A 21977-nucleotide genomic window follows, 5' to 3' on the forward strand; every position below is an offset into this window, starting at 1 on the left:
TTTTTGTTACTATGTATGCAGACCGCATTCTTTTTGTGAACTTTCCCACCACCAACGTCCGGCTCGCGGGTTTTCGCCATCTTCGATAGCTCTAGTACAAGGTTGACAACCTACACTGATAAAACCTTTTTTATGAAGAGACAGTTCCTGAACTTTATTTTGTTCTAAATAATTTAAAACATCCTGATAAGCCCAATTGATTAATGGATTGTATTTGTACAGATTTCTTTCCTCATCCCACTCCAGAACCGACATATTTTCACGGTTTTCAGATTGTTCTGCACGAAGTCCGGTAATCCAGACTTTGGCATTTTCCAAAGCGCGATTCAAAGGTTTTACTTTTCTGATAAAACAGCATTCTTTTCTGTTTTCTACTGAATGATAAAAAGCATTTACCCCTTTTTCCATCATATATTTTTCAACATCAGAAGATTCGGGAAAGTAAACTTCGGTTTTTTTTTGATAGCGTGAATTATTTTTTGAAAGCAAATCGTAATGCTCATAGAAGAGCCTTCCGGTATCTAAAGTAAAAATTTTTATCGGTAAATTATTTTTGAAAATAGCGTCTGTAATTACCTGATCTTCCTGACCAAGCGACGTGGAGAAAACAATTCCTTCGGAGATCTTTGATGAAATGAATTGTAATCCATCTTCCAAAGTAAGTTGCTGTAAAGTTTCGATATCCTCTTTTGAAAACATAATTTTCTGTTTGATACCCACAAATATCTAACAAAAATATTATCCTACCAAATAAGTAGACTTTTAAAATTTAAATTTAAACGGATTTAATCAATTAAATCTAAAAGTGTTTTTTCCTCCAAAATTTTTAACGAAGCATCCCTTACCTCAATCAAAACATCGTGTAAACTACAATGATCTTCATTACAGTTCTCACATTTTTCGTAAAAATTGAGACTCACACACGGAAGCATCGCAATGGGGCCATTCACAAGACGGATAATCTTTGCTAAATTTACTTTTTCCGGACTTTCTTTGAGGAAATAGCCACCGCCTTTGCCTTTTTTACTGTCGAGAATCTCAGATTTTTTCAGCTCTAATAAAATATTTTCAAGGAATTTTAAAGGAATTTTTTTGTACTCCGCAATTTCGGAAATCAGAACCGGACCTTCATTTCTTTTTTCTACAAGATATGAAAGTGCCTTAAAAGCATATTGAGATTTTTTTGACAACATTGTAGAACAAAAGTAAGAAAATAGTTTGATATCTAATTACTAGGTTCGAAGTTAGGAGATGGAAGTAGGAACTCATTTAGTGTACCAAGCAAGACGCTTCCCTCTTTCGACTAAATTTCCCTAAATTTGTTTCTATGTTCAGTAAACAAGAAGCACAGCAATTAAAAAAAGAATTTTGGACGGCATTCGGAAAGTCGTTTCCGAGAAAATGGATTTTGTATGATACAAAAGTGAAAGATTTCTCATTCAAATTTAATGCTGACAACAAAAAAGCAGAAGTTTCTTTAGACATCGAAATGAAAGATGAAGTCTACCGAGATGCCTATTATAATAAGATTTGGTCGCTTGAAGATATTCTGAAAGATTTCATAGGAGATTTTCACAAAGAAGAATTCTATACTTTGGAAAACGGTAAGGTCATCAGCAGAATTTGGATAGAAAAAGACGGAGTTTCTGTGCTTAATAAAAATACCTGGCAGCAGATTTTCGAGTTTTTCGTGGAAAAAATGGATGGTTTTGAAAGGTTTTATTATGAGTATGAAGATTTTATAAAAGATGTTTAGATATGAAAATATTACTGCTATTCATGTTATCATTAATTTCTTTTCAATCTCTTTATGCCCAGGGAGATTGTATGACACCTTTTATTTATTCAGGAAAAATTAAAATAAAAGAATTTGAGATCGGAAAAATATATCTTCCTTCAACAGCTTTTCTAAGTGGAATTGTGAAGTTTAATGAGTTTGGTGGATTTAGAACAGTTGAACCAACTTCTGATGAGTTTTTTTTAAAAACAAGCACCAATCTGAGTTCGCATTTTTGTGGAGAACCTCAAGAAATTATTGATGAATTTTTTAGTCAGGTAAAAAGTTATCCAATTAGAATTACTGAAAAAGTAAGAAATAATGATGGAAAATATAGAACATTAGAATTTGAAATCCCTACAAAAAATATAAAGTTTAGAGTAAACCAAGATAATATTATTGAAATAATTCTTCAGGAATATAACTTGTAATTTAAACTATATAAAAAACTTATTCTAAATATTTATTTTAAAGTTTTTTGTATTTTAGTCTAAAATTAAATATCAGCTATCAGTGAATTTCACAAAAGAAACTGATTTTTTAAACCAAAATTAAATCACAAAATTTTAAATACAATGGAAGACAATTCGTTTATTTTCACAGACGGAACCGACCCCAAAATGATTGAAGCGTATAAAAAAGCGCAGGAAACTTTTAAATATTTCTGGAGAGAACAATCTTGGGAACACAGAAGAATCATTCCGGGACTGAATCTGGCTTGCGTAAAAGCTGCATTCTCACAAGATGATCCCGAGACCGGTGAAAATATAGTTGAACACATGTGGATCAATGACATTGATTTTGACGGTGATCATGTAAAAGGATACCTCATCAATGAGCCGAACGAGCTGACCAACATACAACCCGGCGATTATTTTGAAATTCCATTAAACGAAATCAGCGACTGGCTTTTTGCAATGACACAGCCAGAGAAAAAATCAAAACTTTCTAAATTATTCTCGTCATCTTCTACTCCACTTCCAAAAGCTTATGGTGGATTTACCATTCAGAAAATGCGTGCAGATATGTCACCCTCTGAAAGAAAAGAACATGATGATGCTTGGCAGCTCGATTTCGGAGATTTTAATGAAATAGAAGTAGTGTACGAACAAAAAGAAAAGCCTGAAAATCTGATCGAACACCCGATGAGCAGAAATATGAAAGAAGATTTTGTAAAATTTCTAAATGAATATCCTGCAGAACTCACCAATATTGATGATAACGGATTTACACTTCTTCACAGAGAAACCATCGCTGGAAACCTAAGTTCAGTAGAAGTTATTTTGGAATCCGGAGGCGAAAAAAACATCAAAAATAATCATGGGAAAACGCCTTTAGATTATGCTAAGCAGCTGAATTGGGAGCATTTGATTCCGGTTTTGGAAAACAATTAATCATATTTTAAAAATACGGAATGATACCAGAATTTCTAAATGAGTTTAAAGCTCAGCTTGAAAAATACAAACTTGAGACAATTAAAATCGTTGCAACGCCTCTTAAAAATGAAGAATCACTTCCAATACACAGCAGTAAATTTTTAGGAAGACCTTATTTACCAATTGGGATGGAATATCCTAAAGACAAAGAAAATAAACCGATGGTTCTTTGGGCACAAATCAATTTTTCAGACATTCCAATTCTTGAAGGTTATCCAAAACATGGTATTTTGCAGTTTTTTTATCTGCAGAATGGTTTGATATGGATGATTACAAGGTTATCTTCCATGAAAATATTACTGAAGAATTTCAAACAGACTTTTCATTTTTAACAGAAGATATGTATGAAGAGTCTCCTATATATTGTGAGCATAAATTAAGTTTCAGTAAAGAAATTGAATACGGAAGTTCTGAAGATTTTAGATTTGACATGACTTTTAATGGTAAAGATTATTGGGATTTTCACGAAACTCTCACAAAAGATCAAAAAAACGAAATAGAAAAAATTATTGACGGAACTGATCATAAAGTAGGCGGCTATGCATACTTTACTCAAGCTGATATTAGAGATTACAACAAAGAGCTTAAACAAGATTTATTGTTATTACAAATTGATACTGATGAAGAGATTATGTTTGGAGATTCAGGGGTTGCCAACTTTTTTATTCATCCCGAAGATCTAAAAAATAAACGTTTTGAAAAAGCTTGGTTTAATTGGGATTGTTGCTGAAAAATCAATTTTCAAATGTTTTTTACCAAATGACAAATCCAACAAAAATTGATTTACCTAAATTGCACCCATGAAAGAACTGTTTGATTTTATTTTGAGATTCGGGAACCTTAATCAGCAGCAAATTGATTTTATCACCAGTAAAGCAACAGAAATTACCATTTTAAAAGATGAGTATTTCTCGGAAGCTGGGAAAATTGCTAAACAGGTTGGTTTCATTCATGAAGGGATTCTTCGGGTTTGCTACTACGACAACAAAGGAGAAGAAATCACGAAATATTTTATCGAAGAAAATAATCTGGTTGTAGATCTTGAAAGTTTTGATAACGAACTTCCATCAGTTGCTTATGTACAAGCTATCACAGATTGCAAACTCATTGTTTTTCAGAGGAAAGACTGGTTCGAACTTTTACAGACGATTGTGGGTTTTGATGCAATTGTTGGTAAAATGATTTCAAGAGCATTGATGCAAAAAGTGGAAAGAAGAAGTCCGCTGGTTTCTGAAGATGCGAAAACACGTTATCTCAAGTTTTTAGAAATTTACCCGAATGTCGTCAACCGCATTCCGCTTTCTTATATTGCTTCTTATTTGGGGATTACTCAGTCTTCTTTAAGCAGAATCAGGAAGAGTATCAGTTTGTAGAAGCTGGAAGTTGGATGCTCGAGGCCGGAAGTTTATAGATTCACTGTTTAATTTTTGTTTTTAAACATTAAATTTAATATCAAACCTTCATCTTTTAATCATAAAAAACGCTTTTTGCCAAATGGCAAATGATATCATTCTAAAACTTGGCAACTTTGTACTGTTCAAATTATAAAAATCAAAAAATGAATACAGTATTAATTACAGGAGCCAACAGAAGTATCGGCCTTGAAACCGCAAAACAGCTTTCAAAAGAAGGATTATTTGTTTATCTCGGAAGCCGTGATCTTGCAAAAGGTGAAGCTACCGTACAGGAACTTTCAGCGCAAGGATTTCAAAATATTAAAGCAATTGAAATTGACGTTACCAATCCGGAATCAATTTCTGCAGCAAAAAACATTGTAGAAAAAGAGCAGGGAAAATTGGATATTCTTATCAACAATGCAGGAATTCTGGGTGTAAATCCTCAAACTGCGACAGAAACAGCTGTGGATGATATTAAGAAAGTGTTTGAAACCAATTTCTTTGGGGTCATCAATGTTACTCAGGCTTTTTTAGACTTGTTAAAAAAATCTGATAGTCCGAGAATCAGTAACATTACTTCAGGATTGGGTTCATCAACCTTGCACAGCGATCCAAATTGGAAATATTATCAAGTAAAAACGGCCGCTTACGGTCCTTCAAAAACTGCTTTGAACGCTTACACCATCGTGTTGGCTTACGAACTGAAAGATTTACCTTTCAAAGTAAATGTGATCGATCCGGGGTATACTGCTACAGATTTCAATCACCACAGCGGTCCGGGTTCTATAGAAAGCGCAGCAAATTTTATCATCAAACACACATTGACAGACGATAATGCACTTACGGGACAGTTTTTCAGCAATGATATTGAGGATGAAACGGGAATCAGTCCGTGGTAGATTTTCTGGTACAATGTATCAAAGTATAATGTACTTTAGTAATAATGAAGAGAGACTTTTGGGTTTCTCTTTTTTATTTTCAGCAATATTGTTAGATTTGATCATTATTCAGAATTAAAAATTACATCTCATATCTGAAGATTTGCTTCAAAAAACATACAATGACCAACGGCATCTATTATAAACAAATCAAACCAGATGAGTCACTTTCAGACTTTGTGGAAAGTTTTTGGGTGCTGCACAATGATTCAGAAAATGATAAAGAAACGGTCGGATTACCGGATGGACGCATAGACTTATTTCTTATACAATCAGATACAGAACCTTTCAGAATCGTGCTTCTTGGTTTAGGTACACAATATCATGATGAAGGTTTAATACCTGCGAAAAGTCTGAGATTTGCAGTGAGTTTTAAACTGCTTGCAGTAGAATATGTCTTTCATGAAACCATTTCAGATATTGTTGATAAGGGAAAAATATTATCAAATGATTTTTGGGACTTTAATCTTCAAGATCTCAACAATTTTGAAAGCTTTTGCGAAAAGGCATCACACAAAATAAGATCTCGCATCCCAAAAGAAATTGACCTTCGCAAAAAGAAATTATTTGACCTCATCTACAACACGCACGGTTCTATTACTGTAAAAGATCTTTCCGAAAAAGTTGGCTGGAGCAGTCGACAGATGAACCGGTATTTTAGTCACCAATTTGGTATTTCTTTAAAATCATTTTGCAACATCCTACGTTTTCGGGCTTCATTGGAACATATTGCGCAGGGAAAACTTTTTCCGGAGCTTAATTTTACAGATCAAACCCATTTTATCAAAGAAATAAAAAAGTTTTCCGGGGTAGTTCCCAAAGAACTTTTTAAAAATAAAAACGACCGATTTATACTATTATCTTCCTTCAAGACAGAATAATTTTGCATCATTCAAAACGATAAAGAATATGCAAATCAAAAATAAAAAAATCGCAATTATCGGCGGCGGTCCGGGTGGACTGACTTTAGCCAAACTTTTACAGCTTAAAAGAGCTGATGTGAAAGTGTACGAAAGAGATATCAATAAGGATGCACGTGTACAAGGCTCACCACTCGATATGCATGAAGAATCGGGAATGGCAGCTTTAATCAAAGCTGATCTGTTAACCGAGTTTAAAAATAATTTCATGCCGGGTGCAGACAAAACATTGATCTTAAACGATCAGGCAGAAATCTTTTTCAGCGATCATGAAAACAATATCGAAGAAGATTTCGGCAACGAACATTTTCGTCCTGAAATTGACCGCGGTGTTTTAAGAAAGATTTTATTAGAGTCTTTGGAGCCTGAAACTATTGTCTGGAACAGTCATTTTATTTCTATGGAACCGCATAACGAAGGCTGGATACTACATTTTAAAGATGGTTTGTCGGTATATGCAGATCTCGTCATCGGTTCTGATGGCGCCAATTCAAAAATCCGTCCTTACCTGACAAATATTAAACCTTTTTATTCTGGAGTGACCATGTTGGAAGGTAATGTTTATGATTCTAAAAAAGCGGTTCCGCAAATGCATTCACTGATTAACGGCGGAAAAATCATGGCTTTCGGAAACGAAAAAAATATTCTGATGGGTCAAAAAGGCGGTGGTGATCTCGGATTCTACGTAAGTTTTAAAACCAATGAAAATTGGGCAAAAGAGAGCGGAATTGATTTCTCAGATCGAACTGAGGTTCTGAATTGGTTTAAAAAAGAATATTCTGACTGGAGCAATATCTGGTATGAATTATTTGAGAAAGCAGCTACTCCATTTATTCCGCGTCCGATTTATTGTGCGCCTTTAGATCAAACATGGAAAACTCTTCCGAATCTGACCATCATTGGTGATGCTGCTCATGTGATGCCGCCATTTGCAGGAGAAGGTGCAAATATGGCCATGCTTGATGCTCTTGAACTAAGTGATTGTCTGACTTCTGATGAGTACAGTTCTCTGCAGGAAGCTATTTCAGGTTATGAAATAAAAATGCGCAAGAGAGCAGCAGATGCAGCGAAGGACTCGCTTGAAAATGGTGAGAAAATGCACTCGGAAAATGCATTAAATACAATGCTGGAATTTTTTAATCCTCATTAATTGTTGTTTTTAATATCTAAAATTCATTTAAACGCAAAGTCTGCAAATTTTTTTTGACTACTGACTGCTTTTAAGTTAGGGCAAGGCGTTCTACTTAAATAGGAACACAAAGTTTTAAATAATTAAATTTTGATTGTATAAAAAAGACATCCGCAAAATGCGGATGTCTTTTCAAATATTTGTGAGAAAAAAATTATTTTTTTGCAGCTTTCACATCGATAGCAATTTCGATGTCTTTGCTGATCATCCATTCTGCAGGATCTGCTTCAGAAGTTCCGAATTTGATTCCCCAGTCTGCACGGTTTACTGTAAATTTAGCAGCAACAGTAGCTGATTTGTCTACTACATCTACTTTAGCAGGGAAAGTAACATTCATTGTTTTACCCAATAAAGTAAGGTTTCCGCTTACAGTTTTGTTAGCTCCGGCTACAGCGTCTGCTCCAGGTGTTGCCAAATCTTCAACTTTAGTGATTTTAAAATCAGCAGTCGGGAATTTTTCAACATTGAAGAAATCTTCATTCTTCAAGTGACCTTCAAGATCTGTAGATTTTTTATCTTTCTCAGTAACAGAAGCAGGATCTACTTTGATCGATTTCATATCAATTACGAATTCTCCAGAAGCCAATTGGTTATCAGCAACAGATAATTCACCTGAAGTGATCGCAAGAGTTCCCCAACGTGGTGCCATACCTCCTTTGTGGAAAGCCTTCCAGTTTACTTTAGATGCCGCAACATCAACTGCTAAAACATCACCTTTCTTTTCAGCAACAGTTTGCTCTTGACCTGCAGTTGCAGTTTCTGTTTTTTTGTCTCCACAAGAAGCCAATAATAGACCCATACCTGCTAAAGCGATTACACTGATTTTTTTCATTTTTTTTAAAATTTAATATTGTTATTGATTAAGTATTGCTTTACTAAACAGCAAAAATACCGTTTTATTATTTTTAACTGTGCAAACCTCGGAAAAATTTATGGTTTGTGTCATTAACATAGGATAAGAAAATGAAAAAATATGAGATTTAAGATTTTTTGTCTGTCGAAAAGTGATTTATAAAAGCAATCACCAAAACACAAAAAAGGTACAAATTAAAGAAACTTATGCCTTTTTTGAGAAATCTAGATTTATTTCATTTTTCTAATTGAAAGTATCGACTGTAAGATGACAGAAAGCATTACGAAAAACAAGCCCATATAAAATGAAAAGTTAACTTCTTTGCCTTCATCAAAAAACAAAAATGCAATAATAATCGCATAAATTGGCTCGAGATTAAATGATAAATTAACTGTAAACGCTGATATTTTTTTTAATACTTCGGTAACTGACACATACAAAATAACAGTGCAGAAAACAGATAATAATACCAAATAAAAAGTATCTTTCAAATTAGGAATTATGCTTTCCGCAGGAAAAAAATATAAGTAAACCGGAAGCAAAACTCCAAGACCGGCGGTTCCTCCAATCATCTGATAATAATTAATGATTTTGCTATCGTAACTATTTGCAAGTCGTTTGTTGAAAATCGTATAAAGTGCTGCAAAAGCTGAAGAAACTACTCCAAATAAAATCCCTAACTGATAGGAATCATCAAAATGAAATATTAAACTAATCCCCAACAATGTTATTCCACTCAACACCATTTCGGAAAGAACAAACCGTTTTCTATCAATAAGAGGTTTGAAAATTGCCGTAAAAAAACTTGTAAGACTATAACAAACTACACCAACAGAGATGTTTGAATATTTTATACTTGCATAGAAAAACACCCAATGGACAGTAATAAGCAATCCTATTTTTGCAATTCCTAGTTTCTCTTTTGGGCTTATACGATTGTTAATTTTTAGCAACTTTAAAACTAAAAAAAGAAAAATTGAAGAGAAGAACACTCTATACCAGGTTAGTAATCCTTCATTTAGAGTAATAAGTTTTCCAAAAACTCCTGTGAACCCAGCCAATATTACAGCAATATGTAATAAAAAATATGTTTTTTTCATAAAATTGTCCTACTTGTTCCATGTTAGAACAAGCCTTTTAAACGTTAATATTTAATTGAGAATGAAGTATAGCAAAGACACTGATTAGAAACCAGGCTACACTTCTTTGACGAAAAGAAATATTAAACGATTGGTGGAGGAAGACAACTTTTGCGGTTCATATTGTTTTAATTGCTTAAGGTTGCAAATATAACAAAAAAACAGCAGGTAAAAAGGGTTCAGCAATAGCGGGTGTAAATTTTACAATTCAAATTTTGTACTTCGATTCAATTTTGTATTTTAGTTGAAAGTTTCGGCTTCGAAATGCCAACCATCTCCAAGCTCCCAAATCGTTAACTTAAAATTTTAAGTAGCCATTATATAAAAATCATAGCATTAATTTCATTAATTAAAAGAACGGTTTTACACAAAGAGAGTTTTATAATTTAGTGAATGAATTTTTGAAGATTTTAGAAAAAGTCTTTAAAATATTATTACTATTGACAAAGAAACAATTGATAGAATTATACTCTTAATGAAAGATGGACACTGAAAAATTTCGCTAAAACGGGTTTACACAATATAACGTTACCATTCAAAAAAGAGAATACGTTGATGCTAAATTAGCAGTATGTTGATAATAAAATGTAATATCCAACCTCCATCAATTGTCCTATCTAAAAACCTACATGAAATTTAACTTCTTTTTTCTCTTTTTCTTTTCTTTCATCAGCTCATTTGCTCAGAAAAATTTAAGTATCAATGGGACAATTATCAATCATAATCAGAAAAAACTGACTTCACCCATTGTAGTTTATTTATTTGATCATGAAAATCATTTGATAAAATCTACGATTACTCAGGATGCAAAATTCGAATTTCATCAGTTACAGTCAAACAATTATTATCTTCAAATTTCTTCGGATGACACTGTTCAGAAAGAAAAACCATTTTATTTAGAGAAAAATTTAGATTTTAAAATTATTTACGAACCAAAAGTTCAACAGATTGAGGAAGTTAATCTCGTCGGAAAGAAAAATAATTTCAAAGTTGAGAACGGAAACATCACTTTGGAGGTCGCCAACTCTCCTCTCAATAAATTACCAACCTCTACAGAATTATTATCAAAATTACCTTTTGTAATGATGGATGCCAATGGCGAAGGGCTTTTATTTGTCGGAAAAGGCGTTCCGTTATTGTATATTGATAGCCAAAGAGTAGATTTTGCAACCTTATCAGGAATTGCCGTGGACGACATCAAATCTGTAGAAATTATCAGAAATCCATCCGTAAAATATGAGTCGGAAGGGAAAGCTGTCATTAAGATCAATCTTAAAAAAAGTAGAAAAGACGGTACTCAGCTCAGCATTTCTGAAACGGCGACTTTTCAAAAACGATTCAGAAATCATTTCACAGTCAATTATCAGCAGAAAAAAAATAAAACAGAGTGGAAACTCAATGCCGCATATAATCAAATCAATCATTGGGAAAGTAACGGTTTCGAATATTCGGTACCTAGCAAAAATATTTATTCTGATTATGTAATTACCTCGATTACCAAACGTCCACAAACCATTTTTGGAGGAAGTTTATATCATGAATTGAACGATGGTGATTATATTACTTTGACCGTCAACAGTAATTTCAGACCAGATAAAGGTGATAATAATACCAACACGTTGTATTCTGAAAATGGAAATTCTTCTTACACCAAAACACTGAATCAACAGGACAGTAAACGGTCAACCATTAATTCCATATTTAATTACAATAAAAAATTAACGAATTGGGATGCAAACATTTTTACAGGACTTCAATACAACAGAGAAAGTAATAATGTCGACTACATTTTTTACAATGATATTAATAATTCAGGGTATGAATTTAGCCAGTTTCGTAGTCGATTGTACTCCGGGAACGTGTATTCCGGAAGAATTGATTTTGAAAAGAAATTTGATGAAAAACATATTTTAGAATTGGGAGGAAGCTACACAAGTGCCGAAACCAATACAGACAACACCACCGATTACCGGAATAATCAGGCAATTGAATATTATAAATATCAATTTAAAGAAAGTAATTTAGCATCTTATGCCAACCTTGGTTTGGATATCAATAAATGGAACCTAAAAGGTGGAATAAGAATGGAAACCACTTCTACTAAAGGTTTTGAACCGATTATTAATGAAACTAAAATCGAAAGAGATTATGTGGACTGGTTTCCCAATGCTGAAGTAAATTTTAAGCAAAATGAAGATTATACATACACATTAAATTTCAGAAAAAGCATCTCCAGACCCAACTATGGAAATCTTGCTGCCGGCGGATTATACGGAAGTCCATATGTAGAATATGTAGGAAATCCTGATTTGGTTCCGACTTATACTAACACGGTTTCTTTCACAAGTAATCTGAAGAAATGGTCTTTGAATGCATCTTTTTACACCAGTAAAAATCCGATTGGTTACACTTTGGTTTATGATGAAAGCAGAAATATTTCAAAGTTTACGATGGTTAATTTTGATAAAGAATTTGGTGCAAATGTAGGTCTTGACTTCCCAATTGAATGGAAAAAATGGACTTCACAAAACAGTTTGTCTTTAAATTATGATAAGACCGAAGATTCTTTAGCCGTCATCAAAAAATCTACACCTTACCTTTACTTCTCAACCAACAATACGTTTACTTTGTTGAAGCATTTATCTTTTCTGCTTGATGGCTCTTACATCACACAACGCACAGCAGGATTGTATGAAGTAAATGATATGTGTTTGGTTAATCTCGGACTTACTTCTTCCGTTTCAAATTTTGATTTTACAGTTCGTTACAATGATGTTTTTAATCAAATGAATTACATCCAAAAAATGAGCTATAATCAAATGTCTTCTACAGGAACTTTTTTCGGAAACACACCTACTCTATCTTTTGCTGTAAAATATAATTTCGGAAAGCTGCTCAAATCAAATTACAAGCAAAATACGGTGAATGAGACGTCGGATAGATTGTGAGTAATTTTTTGATGGTGTTAAAATTAAATTGCTGGTTAACTTTAAAATAGTTTTTCATTTATACGTGATTTTTGTTTGTATTCTTTATATTTGATTTTACAGAATTTAAAAGTAACAATTGGAATTCTATAAATTTTATCAAACAAATCAAAGCATGAAAAACATCATGAAATTTATTCTTTTCGGACTCCTTATTTTTGGGAATTTTACTTTTGCCCAAAAGACTTACTACAAAATTAATGGCGCAAAACTTACTGATGAAAACGATTATAATCAGGTAAAAGAGAAGATTGCAAAAGGAGGAAAACTAGAAGAATTAATATTAAAAACCGAAACTAAAAAAGATTCAATCATCAACACCGTAAGAATCGGAATTATTTCGACGACACCTGATGGCTTCGATCCGTACGGAGAAACTAAAAAATACATAGGAACAAAATTCCACATCGAAAAATTTGTTGATGAGAACCAGAAAAACTTCAAAGAAAATTATCTTGTAGGAAAACCTACGTTGATCAATTTTTGGTTTACAAGATGTCCGCCTTGCATTGATGAAATTCCTTTATTAAATGAGATGAAGGACAAATTTGGAGATCAAGTTAATTTCATTACAATTTCATTCAATGACAAGAAAACAATCGATGAATTTGTAAAACAACAGCCTTTTAACTTTAAACATATTCATAGTGCTAAAAAACAAATTGATGATTTAAAAATTTCGGCTTATCCCACAACTTTGATTTTAGATAAAAACGGTATTGTGAAATTTGTTTTTGGTGAAGTCACTTATGATGTAAAAGATATTGATGTAATTCTTGATGGCCTGCAGTGATAAATTCATTGATCATATTGGCTTTTAAAATCAATATCAATTCATAAGAATACCAGCAAAAATACCTCATTATGAAAAAAATATTTTTACTTTCTCTTCTATTCCAAATCTTCTATGCATCTGCTCAAAATACCATTTTATGGACTATCAAAAAAGAAGGAAACCCTCATACATCATATCTTTTGGGAACGTATCACCAGATGGGAAATTCTTATGTAGACTCTCTGAAATCCGTAACGCGTGCGCTTCAATCTTCACAACTCGCGATCTTTGAAAATATTGATACCGGTGAAAATTTAATAAAACTTCTTAATTCAAGAACTGAAAATTTTAGTTATAAAGAAAAACTCAGTAAAAAATATCTGAAAGATTTAGAAGAAATCGCAAAAAACTGGGCAGTTCCTGTTTCTAAATTATCACCTCCTGAACTGCGATTAAAATTGGAACAAGTTTACTATGAAACGCAATGTGGTACGATAAAACCTACCGATACTTCTACAGTTTTTGACAACTATCTCATTAAAATTGCACAAAATAACTCTGTTCAGGTTTTGGGTTTAGAAAGTAATGACTTGATGACCTCCTACATCAATCAAACCGACCGCACAGAGTGGAAAGATGTGAAAAAAGAAATCTACACTTGGGTAGACAACATCAAATTGAAGCGGGAAACCAAAACGCTTTGCAGCATGGCAGAAGCATACAAAAAACAAAAATTAGATTATCAGTTGGATTCTGAATGCGCAGAAACTGTAATAATCAGCTCGAGAAATGCGGTTTGGTTGCCAATTATAGAAAAAAATATTGCTGAGAAAAACAGCTTCATTGCTGTAGGATATGCTCACCTCACCGGAAAATGTGGGTTGGTTACTCAACTTAGAAAAACCGGTTACAAGGTTGAGCCTGTTTATGATTTAAGCAAATAAAAATTTTAAATATTTTTTTGAAAAACGATTGTCGATTGATTTCAATTTATTTGGGGTTTTATCAAATGGCCACCGTTATTATTTTACCGAAAATAGATTCTCCATAATCAATTTAACTTTATTTACAGAGTTATTTTCTTAATGCTTTTTTTTTAAATTTGAATACAGTAATTTAGATTGATTTATTACGTTTACCTAAAAATTACACCAAATCTTAATACAACAAAAAAGTAAAAAATATGAGTTACGATTTAATGGTATTTAGAAAAGAAGCCGCTCCGACGACGAGGACTGAATTTATGAAATGGTATGATGAACAAACCGAATGGACAGAAGATCATGGTTATGATGACCCTGCAAACACTTCGCCGGAATTACAAAATTGGTTCTCTGAAATGATTAAAACTTTTCCTGCAATGAATGGACCGTTTGCAAGCGATGACGATGATGATAGCCCGTACGTGACTGATTATAGTATAGGAAATAATGTTATCTATGCTGCATTTTCATGGTCTTTAACTGAACAGGCTTACGATTTAATGTTAAAACTTGCAGAAAAACACAAAGTTGGTTTCTTTGATACCAGTAGCGACAACGGAGATATATTATTTCCAGACAACGGAAAGTTAAAATCTATTGACAATAGAACCAATACTTCTAGTGATTCGACAAACGAGCAGGAAAACAAATCTTGGTGGAAATTTTGGTAAACTTAATCATTCTGTAATTATGATTATCATTGAAAGAAATGAAATAAACTTCAAACGATACGGTTCACCAATGGATGAAAGAGATTTGATTTATCTGTTAGATAAGTATATTGAACCTACTTCTAACCCATTTTATGGCGACGAATACTGTACTTCTGTTACGTTAATTGACGGAACGCTTCTTCCCTGTGTTGCATTCAGACATCAACAGAAAACAATTGAGCTTATATACAAAGCATTGCACGAAAAACGTTACGGAATCAAAGATAAAAAACCTTGCGATACAGAATTTCTTCAAAAAGGAATAATTGAGCACTATCTCACTTCCGAAAACATTCTAAAGTTTGATTCTGACACTATAAAAGTTGAAAAATGCAAGTATGCAATGCCAGAAAGGGTTCTACAAAAAATAGTCAGCGTTCCCACACACTATTTTCTTGCAAAGTTTAAAGATGGAAGCTATGAAAATTTTCGGCGTGGTGAAGGACAGTTTTATGAACTTCCATTCAACAAAAGTTTAGATGACATTGTAGAAATATTTAATTCAGCATTAATGCTTCAAAATAATGAAATTATTGAATTGAAAGATTTAATGGATTGGAAGAATAATGAATCAAACTTAAAAACAATACATATTTCCAAACCTTATTTTGTTTGTTATATAGGTCATTCTAATTATAATGATTTTGTAGAGGAAATTGAGAATGTAAAAATAAAATTTCTGTAGATTTTTAAAGAAACAAAAAAAGAGAAACTGTGAAGTTTCTCTTTCTATTTCTATCCAAATTTCTTTTTCCTTAACCAGAAAAATAATCCTCCTAAAAGCCCAATAATTGCTAAAGGAAGAAGCAAATTAAACCACTGCCAATTAGCTTTTTCTTCGCTGATTCTGTGACGATCCAAAAGGCGTTCTTCAATATTTCTATTTCTCAGTTCCATCAGGTTGCTGTCGTCGAGAAGGTAATCTAAGGCATTTCTCAAGAACTGTTCGTTACCAAATTGTTCGTCGGTCAAACGGTCAACACCAAGAGGTAAAGCTTCGCCTTTATGGGTTTTATTTCTTCCCACATCACCATCTGCAATGACAATCATTTTATTTTCTGGACTTGTTGCTTTAAAGCCGGGATACGACTGTCTTTCGATTCTTGATGCATAAGCAGACGAGAATTTCCCTTCTAAAGCAACGGCAAAAATCTTTGGCGTGCTTGGTTTCTCCATTTGTCCGAGGCTGTCGACGCTGGCAATTTCGCTCAGTTCAACATAATTAGGAACCTGTTTTAATAAAGTTCTCTCACTTGATTCAAAAAGAACATTGGTTTTAAATTTCTTTCCACCCAAGGTATCGATAGAAGTCGGAAATTCAAACTTTACAGGATTAATATTTTTAGTAATCGGATTGTTGTTTTCAGCAATTCCCAAAGGAAAATATGGCCAAGGAAGACTCGTGTACTGAGGATTCCCTCCTACTTCACCGGTTACCAATTTCAGCAAAGCAAATTTCTTCACATCTTTTACCAAAGCCGGATTAATTCTCAAACCATAATTGAAGAAAAAATCGGTCATATTGATGTCAACCGGGAATGGCATTACTTTTTTTGATTTCGTCAGCGTGTCCATTTCAGCATTCACGGCATCAATCATCCAAAGAGTTTTTCCGCCATTCATGATATATTGATCCAAGATTAGTTTCTCGCCATCTGTAAATGCTTTCCTTGGTTTTGCGATCACCAAAGCACTCATTTGCTTTAATAAAGGTAAATCTGCAAAAGTAAGTTCCACATTGTTTTTTGGAATTACAGGACCTGCATCATAACTTTCTAATGCCAAATTCATAAAACCTTGAAATTCTTCGGGTCTTAGCTCATCTTGATTCACCAAAATCCCAACCTTTTTTCTTTGATTGGTGGAAACCGATTTGATATTTGAAACTAAATTATATTCTAAATTTTCAATTGACTTTCTGATCTGTTCATCCGCATTGATGTTTGCCTGCTGAACCACCAACGGAATAGAAGCTCCGTTTTGACCTTGTTTTACTACAGCATAAGGAAACAGGTAAATCTGTGTAATCTTTCCATCTTTATTATCCGGAAGCACAGAAGGCTGCATTCCCATTGCCATCAAGGTATCTTGAGACATTTTTGTCTTGATAGGATCGATGAATTTAAAATCTATTTTCGGATTGATCTTTCTGAATTCCTCGAGCATAAATCTGGTCTCGCTCTGCAACTGTTTAAAGCTTGCAGGGAAATCTCCTTCAAGATAAACATCTACAGTCACCGGTTTTTTAATCGATTCTAAAATTTTCACCGTGCTTTCAGAAAGCGTATATCTTTTTTCTTTGGTTAAATCCAATCGAATTCCTGAAAACATCAGGATGATGCTTAAAGGTAAAATTACAAACAGTAAAATTCCGAACGGAGATTTTAAGGATATCTTCTTCATGTTTTTACTTCTTTTTAGTGATAAAATGATTGGACAATGCTAATGTAAGGCCGATAACAAATACAAAATAAGCGACGTCTTTAAAATCAATCAGACCTCTTGTGAAGCCTAAGAAATGCTGATAAAAACCAATATTCTGAAGAATGAAATCTGCTCCGCCCAGCAATTTATAACTTGCCAGCTGCTCAATCCCAAAATACATAATGAAACACATGAAAACACCAAGCAAATACGCCATTATTTGATTTTGTGAAAGCGAAGAAGCTAAAATTCCTACTCCGGCAAATGTTGCAATCAGAATAATCAATCCAAAATAACTTCCGAACGTCATTCCTAAATCAATATTTCCTTCCGGAACGCCTAAAACGTAAACAGTGTATAGATAAATCAGTGAAGGAATCAGACATAAAATTCCAACTACCCAAACTGATAAAAATTTCCCGAAAACCAATTCTGAAACTTTCAGAGGTTGAGAAAACAGCCAGTTCAAAGTTCCGGTTTGCTGTTCTTCGGCAAAAGTTTTCATCGACAAAGCCGGAATGATGAACATCAAAAGCCACGGCACCAAAACGAAATAGCTCTGTAAAGAAGCCAAACCGATGTCAAAAATATTAGACTCGTTCTCGAAAAAAAACAGAAACAATGTCATTATCAGACTAAAAGCTGCAATGATCACCCATGCACTCCAGTTCCCGAAATAACTCCAAAGTTCTTTTTTAAAAATTGCTATCATATTCTTAGTTAGAAGTTTAACTTACTTTTTTAAGCAAAAAGTAGTAAGATTATATTTTGAATTAATTAATTTTAACGCAAAGTCCGCTAAGTTTTTTTAACTTTTATGCTGTTTTTAATTTCGCAAAGGCGTTCCACTCAGCAAAGAACTCAAAGTTTTCACTTCACAAAACTTGTATTCTAATTTTACTTTATACCTTTCTCTTTTTACTTTTTACTTTTCTTACTCTTATTGACCAATTTCACCGTCATCATGATCAAAAATACCAGAACGAAAAATCCGGTAATTAATTGCCACCAATATTCGATTACCGAAGATTTTAAAATGACTGTAAACACAACGAGGAATAAAATAAAAGTAGCAATTTCGTTTGCCTGCCTCAGTTTTATATTGGCTGTTTCTAAAGTATTTCCGTTAAGTTTTTTTAATTGGTTCACTTTTTTCCAGCACCAATAATGATAGATGGCTAAACCGATGAGGAAGGTTAGTTTTAAATGAAACCATGGTGTCTTCATCAATCCTGTATTTAGAAAAATCAAAAACAATCCACAAACAGCCATGATAATGCCAGCAGGAACGGTGATGATATTCCATAATCTGCGAGCCATAAAGATATATTGTTCTCTGAGGATTCTCTTTTTATCTTCCTCAAAAGCATCCGTATCTTTATAGTACACAAAAATTCTCACGAGATAAAAAATTCCCGCAAAATAACTTACCATAAAAATAATATGCAACGCCTTGATGATGGTATACAGCATCGTAAAAATTTGTGTGCAAAGATAATGATTTTGTGAATGAATCTTTTAATTAAAAGCCTTCTGAAAATGCGAAATTTGAATTTATTTTAAACATTACTTGAAAAATGTAAAGAAAAACCAGAAACATTTAATGTTGAAAAGAAATACTGTCAATTTTTTTTCCGTCAGCATATTTTTTAATGTAGCGGAGTTTACCGTTTTCATCATAATATTTCCAGTCGCCAAAGTAATACCAATGTCTTTGTGCATCGGAAATATCTAATTTTGACTGACCTCTTTCCATTATTTTTCCGTTAGAGTGATAAAGTTTCGTTTTTGTCACATCTTTTCTGATTTTATCTTTCTGATAAAGATTATCTTCAAAAGTGGTTTTCCAGACTCCAATCTTTTCACCCATTTTATACTTTCCAACAGCTGTCAATGTGCCTTGGTCAGCAGAATATTCTTCTTTCCACTTTCCGTTGCGCTTTTGCCATTTATTTTCAACTTTTACATATTGATTTATTTCCTTTGTTTTACAAAAAGTGCAAGACTGAGAAGTAAAAAATTTTTAATCATAAAAAAAACAGAATTTCCGTAAATATAGAAATTCTGTTTTTATTCTACAATTGTAGAACGATTTATTTTATTAAATAACTTCTTAAGAAATTACTCCCAATTCTTTTCCCACTTTTTCAAAAGCTACAATTGCCTTATCCAAATGTTCTCTTGTATGAGCTGCAGAAAGCTGCACTCTGATTCTTGCTTTTTCTTTCGGTACAACCGGATAGAAGAAACCGATCACATAAATTCCTTCATCCATCAACTTTTCAGCCATTTTCTGAGCCAATTTTGCATCGTACAGCATTACCGGAACAATCGCGGCATCACCATCCGGAATATCAAAACCTCTTGCTTTCATTTCCGTTCTGAAATATTCAGCATTTTCCATCACCTGATCTCTCAACGAAGTGTCATCTGAAATCATATCCAAAACTTTCAAAGCCGCACCCACAATTCCGGGAGCCAATGAATTTGAGAATAAATACGGACGAGAACGTTGTCTCAGCATATCGATGATTTCTTTTTTACCTGAAGTAAATCCGCCTAAAGCACCTCCCAAAGCCTTTCCAAGCGTAGAAGTAATAATATCTACTCTACCCATCACTTCGTTGGCTTCGTGAGTTCCACGACCTGTTTTACCAATGAAACCCGTTGCGTGAGAATCATCAACCATCACCAACGCATTGTATTTGTCGGCTAAATCGCAAACTCCTTTTAAGTCTGCAACAATTCCATCCATTGAGAAAACACCGTCGGTAACGATGATTTTGAATCTGTGATTTTTCTCTGAAGTGGCAATCAACTGCGCTTCAAGATCTGCCATATTATTATTTTTATAACGATATCTTGCCGCTTTACAGAGACGGACTCCATCGATAATCGAAGCGTGATTCAATTCATCTGAAATAATTGCGTCTTCATCAGTGAATAAAGGTTCGAAAACTCCGCCATTTGCATCAAAACAAGCTGCGTATAGAATCGTGTCTTCAAGACCTAAAAACTGAGCAATTTTCTCTTCCAATTGCTTGTGAATATCCTGAGTTCCGCAGATAAAACGTACCGAAGACATCCCGTAACCATGAGATTCTATCATGTCCTGAGAAGCTTTCATCACTTCCGGATGGTTTGAAAGTCCAAGATAATTGTTGGCACAGAAATTTAACAATTTCTTTCCGTTGGCTTCGATTTCAGCACTTTGCTGTGACGTGATGATTCTTTCTGTTTTAAAAAGACCGTCGTTTTCAATATTTTTAAGTTCGTTCTGTAGATTTTCAAGATACTTTTCAGAGATCATTATAATAATTATTTAGGTTCGCTAATTTAATAAAAAGGCTTTAAACTATTTACTTTTATCCTTTATTATTATAAATTTTGATTTAAATACGAGATTTCCATCAAATAGTCTACTAATTCAATAGGATAATAATTATATTTGAACTTTGAAAATCGATTATATGAAATTATCTCAGATTATACGAGCAAAAAATATAGACGCTGATGACTTTTTAAAACAATATATGAAAGCGGGGAAACCTATTATTTTAAAGGATTTTATAGAACCAGACAGTCCCGCATTTCAAAAATGGAATTACGAATATTTCAAAGAGATTGCAGGAGAAACAAAAGTCAATGTATACGGCAGCGAAATAGAATCTATTGATCGGGTTGCCAGTAAACCTGTTGGCGAAACTACATTTGCGGAGTATTTAGACTTAATTACAACTAAAATAACCGAGCATCGTTTATTTTTATTTAATCTTTTAAGTTTAAAACCTGAACTTAAGAATGATATTCATTATAAAGATATTACCAAAGGAAAGGTTTTGAAATGGCTGCCTTTTATGTTTTTTGGCGGACAAGGTTCTATTACAAGAAATCATATTGACATTGATATGTCGCATGTTTTTTTATCTCAATTTCAAGGCGTCAAAAGAGTGTGGCTGTTTCCGTGGGAGCAATCTGATTTAATGTACAAATTGCCATACAATTTTCATAGTTTAGTTAACCTTCAGGAGCCAGATTATGAAAAATACCCTGCACTCAATCATTTAAGAGGTTACGAAGCGGTCATTCATCCCGGTGAGACTTTATATATCCCTTCAGGTTGGTGGCATTACATTCAATATGAAACGGAAGGCTATTCTGTTTCTGTGAGAGCTCTTCCATCAAGTGCGCTTGAAAAATGGAGAGGTTTTAAAAATTTGGTCATCATCAGACATTTTGATAATCTGATGCGAAGAATTTTTAAAGATAAATGGTTTAATTATAAAGTGAGAGTTGCCAATAAGCGCGCTGAAAGAGCCATTGGAAATTTCGACAATTTTGATTTTTCAGTTGAACTGTAAAATCTTTTACAAAAAAAACTTTCCTTTTCAGAAAGTTTCTAAGCAGATTTATGAATTTTAGACTTTAAAATTATAATAATCGATG

At 33.3% G+C, this 21977-nt stretch carries 24 protein-coding genes; 15 read left to right on the forward strand and 9 right to left on the reverse strand.

Annotated features, from left to right (window positions below):
- Window positions 1-9: 9 nt before the first annotated feature.
- Together MQX03_RS06005 and MQX03_RS06010 are read right to left on the reverse strand one after the other, a co-directional pair.
- Window positions 10-699, reverse strand: coding sequence for a phosphoadenylyl-sulfate reductase (locus MQX03_RS06005; protein ID WP_242802086.1), 690 nt, complete (start codon window positions 697-699; stop codon window positions 10-12).
- 86 nt (window positions 700-785) lie between these two features.
- Window positions 786-1193 carry an RrF2 family transcriptional regulator gene (locus tag MQX03_RS06010; protein WP_129534170.1) on the reverse strand — a complete coding sequence of 136 codons (408 nt, stop codon included), beginning with the start codon at window positions 1191-1193 and terminating at the stop codon, window positions 786-788.
- Window positions 1194-1327: 134 nt separating this feature from the next.
- On the opposite strand from MQX03_RS06010, the gene MQX03_RS06015 reads away from it, so the two are divergent.
- The 9 genes from MQX03_RS06015 to MQX03_RS06050 all read left to right on the forward strand — a co-directional run bounded on the left by MQX03_RS06015 (window position 1328) and on the right by MQX03_RS06050 (window position 7618).
- A complete protein-coding gene (locus tag MQX03_RS06015) occupies window positions 1328-1756 on the forward strand; it encodes a DUF4268 domain-containing protein (RefSeq protein WP_242802087.1) in 429 nt (142 codons plus the stop codon).
- Between the two features lie 2 nt (window positions 1757-1758).
- Window positions 1759-2208: a hypothetical protein gene (locus tag MQX03_RS06020; protein WP_242802088.1), complete on the forward strand. Its 450-nt coding sequence runs from the start codon at window positions 1759-1761 to the stop codon at window positions 2206-2208.
- Window positions 2209-2352: 144 nt separating this feature from the next.
- Entirely contained in the window at window positions 2353-3171 is an 819-nt protein-coding gene (locus tag MQX03_RS06025) for a DUF2314 domain-containing protein (protein WP_242802089.1), read from the forward strand.
- Between the two features lie 20 nt (window positions 3172-3191).
- A complete protein-coding gene (locus tag MQX03_RS20455; protein WP_262916905.1) occupies window positions 3192-3545 on the forward strand; it encodes a YwqG family protein in 354 nt (117 codons plus the stop codon).
- The gene (locus MQX03_RS06030) at window positions 3476-3943 is read left to right on the forward strand and encodes a YwqG family protein (RefSeq protein ID WP_262916906.1); all 468 of its coding nucleotides are present in this window, start codon (window positions 3476-3478) and stop codon (window positions 3941-3943) included. Before MQX03_RS20455 ends, MQX03_RS06030 begins: the two co-directional genes overlap by 70 nt.
- A 70-nt stretch (window positions 3944-4013) precedes the next feature.
- Window positions 4014-4586 carry a Crp/Fnr family transcriptional regulator gene (locus tag MQX03_RS06035; RefSeq protein ID WP_242802090.1) on the forward strand — a complete coding sequence of 191 codons (573 nt, stop codon included), beginning with the start codon at window positions 4014-4016 and terminating at the stop codon, window positions 4584-4586.
- A 185-nt stretch (window positions 4587-4771) separates the two neighbouring features.
- Entirely contained in the window at window positions 4772-5509 is a 738-nt protein-coding gene (locus MQX03_RS06040) for an SDR family oxidoreductase (protein WP_242802091.1), read from the forward strand.
- Between the two features lie 161 nt (window positions 5510-5670).
- A complete protein-coding gene (locus MQX03_RS06045) occupies window positions 5671-6429 on the forward strand; it encodes a helix-turn-helix domain-containing protein (protein WP_242802092.1) in 759 nt (252 codons plus the stop codon).
- Window positions 6430-6457: 28 nt separating this feature from the next.
- Entirely contained in the window at window positions 6458-7618 is a 1161-nt protein-coding gene (locus tag MQX03_RS06050; RefSeq protein WP_242802093.1) for an FAD-dependent oxidoreductase, read from the forward strand.
- Window positions 7619-7811: 193 nt separating this feature from the next.
- Here the strand turns inward: MQX03_RS06050 and MQX03_RS06055 are convergent, their stop codons facing one another.
- Window positions 7812-8489: a YceI family protein gene (locus tag MQX03_RS06055; protein ID WP_242802094.1), complete on the reverse strand. Its 678-nt coding sequence runs from the start codon at window positions 8487-8489 to the stop codon at window positions 7812-7814.
- Between the two features lie 251 nt (window positions 8490-8740).
- Entirely contained in the window at window positions 8741-9610 is an 870-nt protein-coding gene (locus MQX03_RS06060; RefSeq protein WP_242802095.1) for a DMT family transporter, read from the reverse strand.
- Between the two features lie 668 nt (window positions 9611-10278).
- Between MQX03_RS06060 and MQX03_RS06065 the strand changes: the two genes are divergently transcribed.
- The 5 genes from MQX03_RS06065 (at window position 10279) to MQX03_RS06085 (ending at window position 15792) form a co-directional block, all read left to right on the forward strand.
- A complete protein-coding gene (locus MQX03_RS06065; protein ID WP_242802096.1) occupies window positions 10279-12597 on the forward strand; it encodes an outer membrane beta-barrel family protein in 2319 nt (772 codons plus the stop codon).
- Window positions 12598-12751: 154 nt separating this feature from the next.
- Entirely contained in the window at window positions 12752-13429 is a 678-nt protein-coding gene (locus tag MQX03_RS06070) for a TlpA family protein disulfide reductase (protein ID WP_242802097.1), read from the forward strand.
- A gap of 71 nt (window positions 13430-13500) precedes the next feature.
- Complete coding sequence (locus tag MQX03_RS06075) at window positions 13501-14355, forward strand: TraB/GumN family protein (RefSeq protein WP_242802098.1); 855 nt, start codon at window positions 13501-13503, stop codon at window positions 14353-14355.
- Window positions 14356-14594: 239 nt separating this feature from the next.
- A complete protein-coding gene (locus MQX03_RS06080; RefSeq protein WP_242802099.1) occupies window positions 14595-15065 on the forward strand; it encodes a hypothetical protein in 471 nt (156 codons plus the stop codon).
- A 19-nt stretch (window positions 15066-15084) separates the two neighbouring features.
- On the forward strand, window positions 15085-15792 hold the full coding sequence (locus MQX03_RS06085) for a hypothetical protein (protein ID WP_242802100.1): 708 nt from the start codon (window positions 15085-15087) through the stop codon (window positions 15790-15792).
- A 50-nt stretch (window positions 15793-15842) separates the two neighbouring features.
- Here the strand turns inward: MQX03_RS06085 and gldG are convergent, their stop codons facing one another.
- From gldG to kbl, 5 genes are all read right to left on the reverse strand, one after another.
- Window positions 15843-17510, reverse strand: coding sequence for a gliding motility-associated ABC transporter substrate-binding protein GldG (gene gldG, locus MQX03_RS06090; protein ID WP_242802101.1), 1668 nt, complete (start codon window positions 17508-17510; stop codon window positions 15843-15845).
- 4 nt (window positions 17511-17514) lie between these two features.
- The gene (locus MQX03_RS06095) at window positions 17515-18243 is read right to left on the reverse strand and encodes an ABC transporter permease subunit (protein WP_242802102.1); all 729 of its coding nucleotides are present in this window, start codon (window positions 18241-18243) and stop codon (window positions 17515-17517) included.
- A gap of 206 nt (window positions 18244-18449) precedes the next feature.
- On the reverse strand, window positions 18450-19004 hold the full coding sequence (locus tag MQX03_RS06100) for a CopD family protein (protein ID WP_242802103.1): 555 nt from the start codon (window positions 19002-19004) through the stop codon (window positions 18450-18452).
- A 127-nt stretch (window positions 19005-19131) separates the two neighbouring features.
- Window positions 19132-19401, reverse strand: coding sequence for a hypothetical protein (locus MQX03_RS06105; protein WP_242802104.1), 270 nt, complete (start codon window positions 19399-19401; stop codon window positions 19132-19134).
- A 243-nt stretch (window positions 19402-19644) separates the two neighbouring features.
- Window positions 19645-20841 carry a glycine C-acetyltransferase gene (gene kbl / locus MQX03_RS06110; protein ID WP_242802105.1) on the reverse strand — a complete coding sequence of 399 codons (1197 nt, stop codon included), beginning with the start codon at window positions 20839-20841 and terminating at the stop codon, window positions 19645-19647.
- Window positions 20842-21001: 160 nt separating this feature from the next.
- On the opposite strand from kbl, the gene MQX03_RS06115 reads away from it, so the two are divergent.
- Window positions 21002-21892, forward strand: coding sequence for a cupin-like domain-containing protein (locus tag MQX03_RS06115; RefSeq protein WP_242802106.1), 891 nt, complete (start codon window positions 21002-21004; stop codon window positions 21890-21892).
- The last annotated feature ends 85 nt before the right edge of the window (window positions 21893-21977 follow it).

The sequence above is a fragment of the Chryseobacterium aahli genome, assembly GCF_022699665.1.
Taxonomy (GTDB): Bacteria; Bacteroidota; Bacteroidia; order Flavobacteriales; family Weeksellaceae; genus Chryseobacterium; species Chryseobacterium aahli.

Bases quoted from the DNA above. Each gene is read 5' to 3' on its own strand.
- MQX03_RS06045 (WP_242802092.1), top strand. From the start codon at position 5,671: ATGACCAACGGCATCTATTATAAACAAATCAAACCAGATGAGTCACTT.
- MQX03_RS06025 (WP_242802089.1), top strand. From the start codon at position 2,353: ATGGAAGACAATTCGTTTATTTTCACAGACGGAACCGACCCCAAAATG.
- MQX03_RS06035 (WP_242802090.1), top strand. From the start codon at position 4,014: ATGAAAGAACTGTTTGATTTTATTTTGAGATTCGGGAACCTTAATCAG.
- MQX03_RS06115 (WP_242802106.1), top strand. From the start codon at position 21,002: ATGAAATTATCTCAGATTATACGAGCAAAAAATATAGACGCTGATGAC.
- MQX03_RS06055 (WP_242802094.1), bottom strand. From the start codon at position 8,489: ATGAAAAAAATCAGTGTAATCGCTTTAGCAGGTATGGGTCTATTATTG.
- MQX03_RS06080 (WP_242802099.1), top strand. From the start codon at position 14,595: ATGAGTTACGATTTAATGGTATTTAGAAAAGAAGCCGCTCCGACGACG.
- MQX03_RS06075 (WP_242802098.1), top strand. From the start codon at position 13,501: ATGAAAAAAATATTTTTACTTTCTCTTCTATTCCAAATCTTCTATGCA.
- MQX03_RS06070 (WP_242802097.1), top strand. From the start codon at position 12,752: ATGAAAAACATCATGAAATTTATTCTTTTCGGACTCCTTATTTTTGGG.
- kbl (WP_242802105.1), bottom strand. From the start codon at position 20,841: ATGATCTCTGAAAAGTATCTTGAAAATCTACAGAACGAACTTAAAAAT.
- MQX03_RS06085 (WP_242802100.1), top strand. From the start codon at position 15,085: ATGATTATCATTGAAAGAAATGAAATAAACTTCAAACGATACGGTTCA.
- gldG (WP_242802101.1), bottom strand. From the start codon at position 17,510: ATGAAGAAGATATCCTTAAAATCTCCGTTCGGAATTTTACTGTTTGTA.
- MQX03_RS06010 (WP_129534170.1), bottom strand. From the start codon at position 1,193: ATGTTGTCAAAAAAATCTCAATATGCTTTTAAGGCACTTTCATATCTT.
- MQX03_RS20455 (WP_262916905.1), top strand. From the start codon at position 3,192: ATGATACCAGAATTTCTAAATGAGTTTAAAGCTCAGCTTGAAAAATAC.
- MQX03_RS06095 (WP_242802102.1), bottom strand. From the start codon at position 18,243: ATGATAGCAATTTTTAAAAAAGAACTTTGGAGTTATTTCGGGAACTGG.
- MQX03_RS06050 (WP_242802093.1), top strand. From the start codon at position 6,458: ATGCAAATCAAAAATAAAAAAATCGCAATTATCGGCGGCGGTCCGGGT.
- MQX03_RS06040 (WP_242802091.1), top strand. From the start codon at position 4,772: ATGAATACAGTATTAATTACAGGAGCCAACAGAAGTATCGGCCTTGAA.
- MQX03_RS06100 (WP_242802103.1), bottom strand. From the start codon at position 19,004: ATGCTGTATACCATCATCAAGGCGTTGCATATTATTTTTATGGTAAGT.
- MQX03_RS06105 (WP_242802104.1), bottom strand. From the start codon at position 19,401: ATGGGTGAAAAGATTGGAGTCTGGAAAACCACTTTTGAAGATAATCTT.
- MQX03_RS06015 (WP_242802087.1), top strand. From the start codon at position 1,328: ATGTTCAGTAAACAAGAAGCACAGCAATTAAAAAAAGAATTTTGGACG.
- MQX03_RS06060 (WP_242802095.1), bottom strand. From the start codon at position 9,610: ATGAAAAAAACATATTTTTTATTACATATTGCTGTAATATTGGCTGGG.
- MQX03_RS06005 (WP_242802086.1), bottom strand. From the start codon at position 699: ATGTTTTCAAAAGAGGATATCGAAACTTTACAGCAACTTACTTTGGAA.
- MQX03_RS06030 (WP_262916906.1), top strand. From the start codon at position 3,476: ATGGATGATTACAAGGTTATCTTCCATGAAAATATTACTGAAGAATTT.
- MQX03_RS06065 (WP_242802096.1), top strand. From the start codon at position 10,279: ATGAAATTTAACTTCTTTTTTCTCTTTTTCTTTTCTTTCATCAGCTCA.
- MQX03_RS06020 (WP_242802088.1), top strand. From the start codon at position 1,759: ATGAAAATATTACTGCTATTCATGTTATCATTAATTTCTTTTCAATCT.